This is a genomic window from Pseudomonas sp. HMWF006 (assembly GCF_003061205.1).
Classification (GTDB): domain Bacteria; phylum Pseudomonadota; class Gammaproteobacteria; order Pseudomonadales; family Pseudomonadaceae; genus Aquipseudomonas; species Aquipseudomonas monsensis.
Map to the genome: position 1 here is coordinate 1 of NZ_QAIU01000246.1, position 10,234 is coordinate 10,234.

Sequence of the window (10,234 nt, forward strand, 5' to 3'; positions counted from 1 at the left end):
TGAAGATCCGGTCCACCAGCGACAATTCGCAACTGGCTGCCGGTACGAAGCTGCCGATGTGTGCCAGCAGCACGATCAACGCGGTTTGGCGCATGTAGGTGGATTTACCACCCATGTTCGGGCCGGTAATTACCAGCATCCGCGTGTTGTCATCCAGGCTCAGGTCGTTGGCCACGAACGGCGTGGTCAGCACTTGCTCGACCACCGGGTGACGGCCCTGGGTGATGCGCATGCACGGCTCGCTGACGAAGCGCGGGCAGTTCAGGTCAAGGTTCAGCGCACGCTCGGCGAGGTTGCTCAGCACGTCCAGCTCGGCCAGAGCGCCGGCAGTGTCCTGCAGCGGTGGCAACTGGCTGATCAGGTCTTCCAGCAGGGCCTCGTAGAGCATCTTCTCGCGGGCGAGGGCACGGCTCTTGGCGGACAGCGCCTTGTCTTCGAATTCTTTCAGTTCCGGCGTGATGAAGCGCTCGGCGCCCTTGAGGGTCTGGCGACGAATGTAGTCCGCCGGAGCGGATTCTGCCTGCTTGCTCGGGAGCTCGATAAAGTAGCCGTGAATACGGTTGTAGCCGACTTTCAGGTTGGCCAGGCCGGTACGGGCCTTTTCCCGGGCTTCCAGGTCAATCAGGAACTGGCCGGCGTTCTCGCTCAGCGATTGCAGCTCGTCGAGTTCACTGTCGTAACCGGTTTTCAGCACGCCGCCGTCGCGGATCACCGCAGGCGGGTTGTCGATGATGGCTTTTTCCAGCAGCGCCGCCAGTTCCGGGTAGGTGCTGGTGGTGGTCGCCAGACCTTGCAGGTGTGGCGCTTCCAGATCGGTCATCGCCACTTGCAGTTGCGGCAACGCGCCGAGCGCATCGCGCAGACGGGCGAGGTCACGGGGACGGGCATTGCGCAGCCCGATCCGCGCGAGAATCCGCTCGATGTCGCCGATTTCCTTGAGCTGTGGTTGCAGCTTTTCGAAGCGGTAGCCGTCGAGCAGGCAAGTGATCGAAGTCTGTCGCGCCAGCAGCACGCTCAGATCGCGCAGCGGACGGTTCAGCCAGCGGGTCAGCAGGCGGCTGCCCATCGCGGTCTGGCAGCGATCGACCACCGATTGCAGGGTGTTGTCGCGGCCACCGGCAAGGTTCGTGTCCAGCTCCAGATTGCGCCGGCTCGCGCCATCGAGCACGACGGTGTCATCAAGACGTTCGTGACGCAGGCTGCGCAAGTGGGGCAGGGCGGTGCGCTGGGTTTCCTTGGCGTAGGCCAGCAGGCAACCGGCGGCGCCGATGGCCAGCGTCAGGGTTTCGCAGCCGAAGCCTTTCAGATCCTGAGTGGAGAATTGCTGGCAGAGACTCTTCAGCGCCGAATCGCGCTCGAAATCCCACGGTGCACGACGCCGTACCCCACGGCGTTTTTCCGCCGGCAGGTCTTTCGGCCAGTCATCCGGGATCAACAGCTCCACTGGATTGACCCGCTCCAGCTCCGCCAGCAGGTTCTCCCAGCCCTTGATCTCCAGCACGGTGAAGTTGCCGCTGGTGATGTCCAGCACCGCCACACCGAACAGGCGCTCGTCACCCAGCACGGCGGCGATCAGGTTGTCGCGACGCTCATCCAGCAGCGCTTCATCGCTGACTGTGCCCGGCGTGATGATTCGCACTACCTGACGTTCCACCGGCCCTTTGCTGGTGGCCGGGTCGCCGACCTGCTCGCAGATCACCACCGACTCGCCGAGCTTGACCAGTTTCGCCAGGTAACCTTCCGCTGCGTGATAAGGAATCCCGCACATCGGAATCGCCTGTCCTGCCGACTGCCCACGGGCGGTCAGCGTGATGTCGAGCAGCTTGGCGGCCTTCTTCGCATCTTCATAGAAGATCTCGTAGAAGTCGCCCATGCGATAGAACATCAGCTGATCCGGGTGCTGGTTCTTCAGGCGCCAGTATTGCTGCATCATCGGAGTGTGGGAGGACAGGTCGGAGACGGCTTTATTCATCGGATTGTCGGGCAACTCGTTAAAAGATGTGGGGTAGAAGCGGGGCAAGGCCCAGGCTTTTCCGCGATGGGCGCAAGGTTACCATGGGCAGTCCGCTCGACGCAGGCATGACGGCTCACTGGCAGTTTTCTCAGAAAATTGAGAATTATGCACGATTTATGCAAATCAGCATTTGTCTTCGCGAAAAACTTCAAGCACTATGCGCGTTATGCAAAAACGCAACGTATCCTCCGTCTTAAGAGCACTGCTCGATCAGCACGGGATCTCCCCTACGGAGCTCCACCGTCGCACCGGCGTGCCTCAATCCACTCTCTCGCGGATTCTCAGCGGGAAGATCGTCGATCCCTCGGATAAACATATCTCGAAGATCGCCGAGTACTTCAATGTGAGCACCGATCAATTGCGCGGTCGCGCCGATGTCGCGACCGCGACCGGTGGCGCGCGTGATGACGTGCATGCGGAACTCAAGGACATAAGCCTGTGGGACGACGATACCCCTGTCGATGACGACGAGGTGTCGGTGCCCTTTCTTCGCGAGGTTGAATTGGCTGCTGGATCAGGAAGATTCGTCATCGAAGAGAGCGAACGCTCCAGCCTGCGCTTCGGCAAGCGCAGCCTGCGCCATAACGGTGTGCAGTTCGACCAGGCCAAGTGCGTGACAGTCCGCGGCAACAGCATGTTGCCGGTGCTGCGTGACGGCGCCACCGTCGGTGTGAATGCCGGCAAGTGTGGCATCGGCGACATCATTGATGGCGACCTGTACGCGATCAACCACAACGGTCAGTTGCGCGTGAAGCAGCTCTACCGTCTGCCGACCGGTATCCGTCTGCGCAGTTTCAACCGTGACGAGCATCCGGACGAGGACTACAGCTTCCAGGATATGCAGGACGAGCAGATCGTCATCCTCGGTCACGTCTTCTGGTGGGGCATGTACGCCCGTTAGCCTGAACACCTTCAGATAGAACCCGCCTCGGCGGGTTTTTTTTCGTCTGCGTAAAAACCTCAAACCCTTTAGCCGCGGAGCTTTCATGCATTCGCGCATTTCTCGTGCAAAAATAAATGCATTTACGCATTGACTGCATATGCATGAGTGCATATCCTTGCCACCAAGCCGCTCGACAAAGCGGCTGAGCAAGACAGCTCTTTAGTTCCACAAGAACAGGCAGCGATGAACCGGCCTCAACGGTTCAGAGGGTTGGCAACTGACCCGGGTGTGCAGCGTAAAGCACCAGAAGCAGTTATCCGGCGGGCAGGGACCGCGGTCGGAAAAACAATCTGAATGGACTCGTACCGCGCCAGTAGCGCCGAAAAGTCAGCTTCCTTCTCGAACACAGGATTTGAAGGAAGGCGAAGGAGCGCATTACTGAAAAGCCCGGCAGATTGCCGGGCTTTTTGGAATGCCTGCCTGGGCAGGATCTGAAATGCCGCAATGCCGGCAATCAAAAAGGAAGATGAACATGAAGAAGTACGCACGTGTCGTTGCTGGCAAGGTCGACAACATTTTTGAAACCGCTAACCCGATCACCGATGAGTTTCCGGCAGATCAAGTCTGGGTGGATGTCAGCGCACTGCCGAAGATCGATTACTCCTGGAACGCGGTAAACACCAACGGCGTCTGGACATTTACCGACAGCGATATGTGGGGCCAGCCGTCCTTGCTGGCTATGCAATTGCGTAACGCAAGAACCAATCGTCTCGATAAAGCCAATACCACGCTGGCGACGTCGGCCTTGGTGCAAAAGGTTGAGCTGGGGCTGGCCACGCCGGCTGAGAAAGCTGCGCTACTGGAATATAAGCAGTTCTTCATTGATCTGAGCAACGTCAACAAACAGTCTGGTTATCCGCTGACGGTCAACTGGCCTGAAGTTCCATAAACAGCGCTTCTTGCACCGCAACATCACTATTTGAAATCCGCAGTGCGACGCTGAAGAGCCCGGTGCATAACCGGGCGATTCAACAGTGCCTGCGATGTTTACTCAGAGCCTCAAGCCAATCTTCGCAATGAGTGCCAGCAGGAGAAACAAATGAACCGCTATGCTTTTGTTCGCTTCAACTATTCCAAACCCTTCAACAAAGTTCTGGTGATTGTCGACGCTGTCGAGAAGCCTACGGCCATGCCAGTAGAAGCAAAGTTGTCGAATGGTTTTTGGGTGGATATCACAGCAAACCCGGCAGTCCAGGTGGGATGGAAGGGGACGACGACAAATTATGTTGATTGGGAGTTCAGTGAACCCACCTCTCAAGAGATGGAAAAAGATGTAGCGCAGGAAGCTCTGGAGCTTCTTTCTGCGGCAGGGCAGTGGTTGATGTTGAATTCCCTGCACTACAAGGTCGACCTTGGTGTTGCCACACCTGAAGAACAAGCGCTGTTGCTCGCTTACAAACAGTACTGCGTTGGTCTCAGCGACATGAACAAACAATCCGGCTATCCATCCACCGTCAACTGGCCGGTCGCTCCTTTCTGATTCGGTCATGACCGTCACACCCTCTATCGAGAGCGCATTACTGAAAAGCCCAGCCTCAGCGCCGGGCTTTTTGGAATGCCTGCCTCAAGAGAATGCGATTGATCCCAACACACACCACTCACCCAATACTTCCGGAGGCGTGACATGACAAACGAGCAACAAGCGTTGGCGGACATGCCGATCTGGCTGGTCATCCTCCTCGCCGTCGTCGGCGGGGTGTCCGGCGAAATGTGGCGCGCCGACAAGGAGGGCGCCCGTGGCTGGTCACTGCTGCGACGCCTTGCCTTGCGCTCTGGCGCCTGCATGATCTGCGGCGTCTCGGCAATCATGCTGCTGTACGCCGCCGGTCTTTCGATCTGGGCCGCCGGCGCATTCGGTTGCCTGACAGCGATGGCCGGCGCCGACGTCGCCATCGGGTTGTACGAACGCTGGGCCGCCAAGCGCATCGGCGTCTGCGAAGTTCCGCCTCGCGACCAACCTTAACTTTAGTACTTCTCCGTGCCGCCATTTTGGCGGCAGGGCTGCGCGTGGACGATTGAAAAGGAGGTCATGTATGCCCACACCGATCCAGCAGCCGTCGCAACTGTTCACAGCCATCGCGACGACACTGCGCAACACTGCCGGACTCAACCTCAATGTCGGCAATCACGATGATTTCACTGCGCCGGGCGATCAGGCCTGGGTGTTGATCAACTTCGAGCGGAATGGACCGGGAGAGCGCGCCGCGGACGGACGCATTGCTCATGTCATGACGGTGTCCCTGCAAGTCATCCCGGCCCTTGCCGCCAGCGCATTTGCAGCGTGCGATCTGATCGCGGTGCTGAAAAACCTGATCACCGACAACCGCTGGAGCTTGCCCGGCGATCAATGCGATCTGCCAATGAACATTGATGGCCTGCCGTCATTGCTCATCCGCGGCGATCAGCAATACAAAGCCTGGACGCTGTCGTTCAATCAGACCCTCTACCTCGGCCCGACCTTGCTCGACGATCCGCTCGGCACGCCGAAATTCGCCCGTACCTGGGAAGTCAGCAACATCGACGACCCCGACCAATACACCGCGCTGGAGGCCTGAGATGTTCGACGGACTATTGCGCATGCAACTCGGCCCGATCATCGAGCGGCTGGCCGAGATGGAAGCGGAGATCGACGACCTGCACCGACGCGCCGAAAGCTTCTGCCGCATCGGCATTTGCCAGACCGTCGATGCTGCGAGCAATACCTGCCAGGTCAGCCACGGTGGTTTGCTCACGCCGGCCATCAAATTCTTCAATCCGAGTGCCGGCGCCCAGAGCGAATCGCGGATTCCGAGCGTCGGCGAACAGTGTCTGTTGTTTAACTACGGCAGTGGTGAAAGCGGCGCGCAAAGTGTGGCGCTGTTCGGCCTGAACAGTGACCGGTTTCCGCCGACGGCAACGGTACCGACGCTGACGCGACGGGTGCATGTCGACGGCAGCGAAAGCGGTTACGACGACGCCAGTCACACCCTGCACTGGCAGAACGGGCCGGCGGCCTTCACTGGCTCTCGCCAGGCGCTGCAACTGAGCATCGGCCCGGCGCAACTGGCGATGACGCCGCAAGCGATCAGCCTGCAACTGGGCGCCGTCGGCCTGACCATCGACGCCTCGGGCGTGCACTTCAGCGGCCCGTTGGTCGATCACCAGGGCCGCGTCATCAGCCCCTGATTCAAGAGCCTGAACATGATCGGAATTGATAGAGACAACGGGGCCACGGTCGACGACTGGCTGCAGTTTGTGCAGCGCGCGACCCGGGCCCTGACCACGCCGCTGGGCACCCGGCAAAAAAGGCCCCTTTATGGCTCGCTGATCCCCACGCTGCTGGGGCAGAACCTCGGTGACGACGTTCTGCTTCTGGCCCAGAGCCACGCGGCTCAGGCGTTCTACAACACGCAGAACGGGATCAGCGATTTTCAGCCGCAAGTGATCGTCGCCACCCGCCAGGGCGCCGGCTTGCTGCTGCGCTTCGCCGGCACCTGGAAAAACCGTCAACAAACCTTCGAGGTCGTGACATGAGTATGTTGATCCCCGGCCAGAACCAGTTGGCCGAACCCGCGCTGATCACTGTCGAAGCGTTCGAAGAGCTGCTCGCCGAGTTCAAGACCTTCGTCGTCGAATACGTCGGTGCGCGTTCGCCCGAGAGTGCCGCAAAGCTCAAGACCAGCCTGGAAAACGAGAGCGAATTGCTGACGATGGCGCTCGAAGCCTTCTGCGTTCGGCTGCAAACCCACGAACGCAAATACAACGCCCGCATCAAGCAGATGCTGGCGTGGTGGGCGACCGGCAGCAACCTCGATGCGCGGTTGGCGGACATGGGCCTGGAGCGGCAGTTGCTCGACCCGGGCGACCCGACAGCGTTCCCGCCGGTGCCCGCGATTTACGAAAGCGATGACGATGCACGCCTGCGTTATTACCTGGCGCCGCATGCCCCGGCGGCGGGTTCACGGATGCAGTATCGCCGTGAGGTATTCACCCTCGGCGAACGGCCGTCGGTGAAGGTCGAGTCCACCGATGCGGGTGTGGTCAACGTCACTTACACCTTCAACCCCGACGGCCTCGCTGCACAGGTCAAGGATGGTAATGGTCGTCGTACCGCGCCGGGGGAAGTGCAGGTCACCGTGCTGTCGCGAGACGGCGATGGCACGCCTTCCGCAGCGTTGCTGGAAGGCGTGCGTCAACACTTCGCCCGGCCGGATGTACGACCGGAAACCGACCTCGTCACCGTGAAGGCCGCCGACATTCAGCGCTACAAGATTCGCGTCGTCGCCAAGATCAATTCGGGGCCGGATTCAGGCCTGACCAAAGTCGCCGCGCAGCAGCAGTTGCAGGCCTACGCCGACAGTTGTCATCGCCTCGAAGGGCGGGTCGATCCGAGCTGGATCGACTACACGCTGCACAGCGCCGGCGCCGTGCAACTGCAGATTCTCGAACCGCTGGCGCCGGTCGTGACCACTGCGTTTCAGGCGCCGTACTGCACGGCGGTCGAGGTTGAGGTGCTGACGCTATGAGTGAGCCAACGCATCGCCGGACGCTGCTGCCGGCCAACAGCTCGGCACTCGAACGGGGGCTGGATCTGGGCTTCGGCACACTGCTTGATCGCATCGCGCCGCCGTTCCCTGAACTGATGAATCCAAGCGAAACGCCAGTGGCGTTCCTGCCGTATCTGGCGGCGGATCGCGGCGTCGCCGAATGGAGCACCCGCGCACCGGAAGCGGAAAAACGCCTGACCGTCGAACTGGCCTGGCCCACCGCACGCCAGGCCGGCACTCGCAAGGCGCTGGAAAACGCGGCGAAGGGTTTACAACTGCGCCCCGAAGTCCGCGCCTGGTACGAGCAAACGCCGCCCGGCGTGCCTTACAGCTTCACCGTGCGCGCCTTCAGCGAGCAACCCTACAGCGCGGAAATCGACGCTCGTCTCGACCGCCGCTTGGCGGATGCCAAGAGCGAGCGGGACATTCTTTCGGTAACCGTTGGCTTGAGCGCGTTCGGCAGCCATTCCATCGCCGCTGCGACTTTCTGCGGCGAACTGACCACGGTTTATCCGGTGTTCATCGAAGGGCTTGAAACCTCTGGCGAGGCGTTCATGGCCGCTGCGTTGTACACCGTCGAAACATCCACAATTTATCCTCAGGGGGCCTGAATGGCTGACTATTACACCCTGCTCACCAACGCAGGGATTGCCTACGAAACGGCGTGCAAGGCCGCGGGCACACCGATCAAGCTGACGCAGATTTCCGTCGGCGACGGCGGCGGCGCGGTCTACAACCCGGCGGCGACCGCCACCGCGCTGAAACGCGAAGTCTGGCGCGGGCCACTCAACGCACTGTTCCAGGACGAGAAAAACCCGAGCTGGTTACTCGCCGAAGTTACCATTCCGCCGGACGTCGGCGGCTGGTATGTACGGGAAGCAGGGCTGTGGACTGACACCGGCGTTCTGTACGCCATCGTCAAATACCCGGAGTCGTTCAAACCGGTGTTGGCCACGTCCGGTTCGGGTAAAGAGTTCTACATTCGCTCGATTTTCGAGACCAGTAATGCGTCGCTGGTGACGTTGCTGATCGACGACACCGTGGTAAAGGCCACTCGTGCCTGGGTCATGAGTTACCTCGCCGAAGAACTTGGCAAACTCGATGGCAAGCAATCGGTGCGCGTCGCGGCTTCGACCAACATCGTGTTGAACGGTGCGCAGCAGATCGACGGCGTAGCTGTGATTGCTGGCGACCGCGTGTTGCTGACGAACCAGACCCTGGCCAAGGATAACGGCCTGTGGATCGTCGCCAACGGCGACTGGGTGCGGGCGACCGATGCCAACACCAGCGCCAAGGTGACGCCGGGCCTGACGGTGATGGTGGAGGAGGGCACGGCGAACGGTGATTCGTTGTGGCATCTGACCACCAATGCGCCGATCACCCTCGGCACGACTGCGCTGACGTTCAAGATGCTCGCGGGGCGAACCGGGATTGCGGCCGGGACTTACAAGAGTCTGACGGTTGATGAATATGGCCGGGCGACTGCCGGGGCCAATCCTGAAACGTTGGCCGGGTTCGGGATCAAGGACTCCTACACCAAGGCCGAAGTTGAAGCGCTGATCGCCAAGGCCTCGGCGTTGCCGGTAGGTTCGATTGTTGCCTTCCCGGTCGATACACCGCCGCCGGGCTTTCTGGAGCTGGACAACAGCGTCAAGAGCAGCGCGACTTACCCGGACTTGAGCGCTTATCTGGGCGGCAAGTTCAACAAAGGTGATGAGGGCGTCGGGAATTTTCGGCTGCCTGAGGCGCGTGGGGAGTTTTTACGCGGTTGGGATCATGGGCGTGGTGTAGATGGCGGACGTCCGATCGGCAGTTGGCAAAAAGGTAGCCTCCAGTCTTTCGACCCCTCCAATGTTAATCCGGCAGTTTCGGGCCTCTGGCATAACATGGCATCAGATGCCGGACTTCAGGACGCACATGGGCTTGACCCTCATAACACGACGGATTACAGCGTTTCCAATGCGGTATTCACCGCTGGCGCCACTCCGGTTAGTACTGGGGCATTGGGAGTTACGCGTCCACGCAACCTGGCGGTGATGTGGTGCATCAAAGCCTGGAACGCGGCGGTCAATCAAGGAAGCATCGACGTCGCCGCTCTCGCTGTTGAAGTTCGCAACTCTTCTGGACGTTATCTGAGAACCCGGATTTTCAAGGCCAACGATCTTTATCAATCGGGTCCCGACACCAAAAAAATCAAATACAGACTGCAAGGTGGTGGCGGTGCCGGCGGAGGGGCTGCCTCGACAGCCAACACTCAGCTGTCCGCTGGTTGCGGTGGTAGTGCTGGCGCTTACGCAGAAGGCTGGCTGACTCAAGGGTTCGATGGTCAGCAGATCACTATCGGTAAGGGTGGCGTGGGCGTTGTTGTAAATGTCGGTCTCAATGGGGGGACAACCTCTTTTGCCGGAATCGCTGCACCAGGAGGATACGGCGGAGGATTCTCGCTCAACGGTGTACCGCCTCTGCAACTTGGCCGAAGCCCAAACTCTGAGTTGGCATCAGGTGGATCGACCCTCAATGCAAATGGCCAGGGCGGTGGCGGAGTGAGCGGGCCGACACTGGCTCTTTGTACATCCGGTGAAGGAGGTCCGAGCAAATTTGGACCGGGTGGTAACGCTTCGGGCGGCGCCAGTCGTGAGGGGGAGGGGGCCGTAAATCCTGGTGCAGGTGGTGGAGGTGCTTTGGCCAAGCCGTCGTGCCCGTACAACTTTAAAGGCGGCAACGGTGCCGACGGCATCCTGATTATCGAGG

At 60.2% G+C, this 10,234-nt stretch carries 11 protein-coding genes; 10 read left to right on the forward strand and 1 reads right to left on the reverse strand.

Annotated features, from left to right (window positions below; genetic code table 11):
- Nucleotides 1-1,972: DNA mismatch repair protein MutS (mutS, locus tag DBR24_RS10030; RefSeq protein ID WP_128614648.1), on the reverse strand; the 1,972-nt coding region annotated here is incomplete at its 3' end.
- 208 nt (nucleotides 1,973-2,180) lie between these two features.
- On the opposite strand from mutS, the gene DBR24_RS10035 reads away from it, so the two are divergent.
- From DBR24_RS10035 to DBR24_RS10080, 10 genes are all read left to right on the forward strand, one after another.
- Complete coding sequence (locus tag DBR24_RS10035; RefSeq protein WP_047291917.1) at nucleotides 2,181-2,915, forward strand: XRE family transcriptional regulator; 735 nt, start codon at nucleotides 2,181-2,183, stop codon at nucleotides 2,913-2,915.
- A 514-nt stretch (nucleotides 2,916-3,429) separates the two neighbouring features.
- On the forward strand, nucleotides 3,430-3,846 hold the full coding sequence (locus tag DBR24_RS10040) for a tail fiber assembly protein (protein WP_128614649.1): 417 nt from the start codon (nucleotides 3,430-3,432) through the stop codon (nucleotides 3,844-3,846).
- Nucleotides 3,847-3,996: 150 nt separating this feature from the next.
- Entirely contained in the window at nucleotides 3,997-4,437 is a 441-nt protein-coding gene (locus tag DBR24_RS10045) for a tail fiber assembly protein (protein WP_225931062.1), read from the forward strand.
- 144 nt (nucleotides 4,438-4,581) lie between these two features.
- Entirely contained in the window at nucleotides 4,582-4,920 is a 339-nt protein-coding gene (locus DBR24_RS10050) for a phage holin family protein (protein ID WP_011332709.1), read from the forward strand.
- A 70-nt stretch (nucleotides 4,921-4,990) separates the two neighbouring features.
- Nucleotides 4,991-5,512 carry a hypothetical protein gene (locus tag DBR24_RS10055; RefSeq protein ID WP_128614650.1) on the forward strand — a complete coding sequence of 174 codons (522 nt, stop codon included), beginning with the start codon at nucleotides 4,991-4,993 and terminating at the stop codon, nucleotides 5,510-5,512.
- A 1-nt stretch (nucleotide 5,513) separates the two neighbouring features.
- A complete protein-coding gene (locus tag DBR24_RS10060; protein ID WP_123465130.1) occupies nucleotides 5,514-6,122 on the forward strand; it encodes a phage baseplate assembly protein V in 609 nt (202 codons plus the stop codon).
- 15 nt (nucleotides 6,123-6,137) lie between these two features.
- A complete protein-coding gene (locus DBR24_RS10065) occupies nucleotides 6,138-6,470 on the forward strand; it encodes a phage baseplate protein (RefSeq protein WP_123465132.1) in 333 nt (110 codons plus the stop codon).
- Nucleotides 6,467-7,462 carry a baseplate J/gp47 family protein gene (locus tag DBR24_RS10070; RefSeq protein WP_128614651.1) on the forward strand — a complete coding sequence of 332 codons (996 nt, stop codon included), beginning with the start codon at nucleotides 6,467-6,469 and terminating at the stop codon, nucleotides 7,460-7,462. Before DBR24_RS10065 ends, DBR24_RS10070 begins: the two co-directional genes overlap by 4 nt.
- On the forward strand, nucleotides 7,459-8,094 hold the full coding sequence (locus DBR24_RS10075) for a phage tail protein I (protein WP_128614652.1): 636 nt from the start codon (nucleotides 7,459-7,461) through the stop codon (nucleotides 8,092-8,094). The genes DBR24_RS10070 and DBR24_RS10075 overlap by 4 nt, the downstream gene beginning before the upstream one ends.
- Nucleotides 8,095-10,234: phage tail protein (locus DBR24_RS10080; protein WP_256591382.1), on the forward strand; the 2,140-nt coding region annotated here is incomplete at its 3' end. It abuts the gene before it with no gap.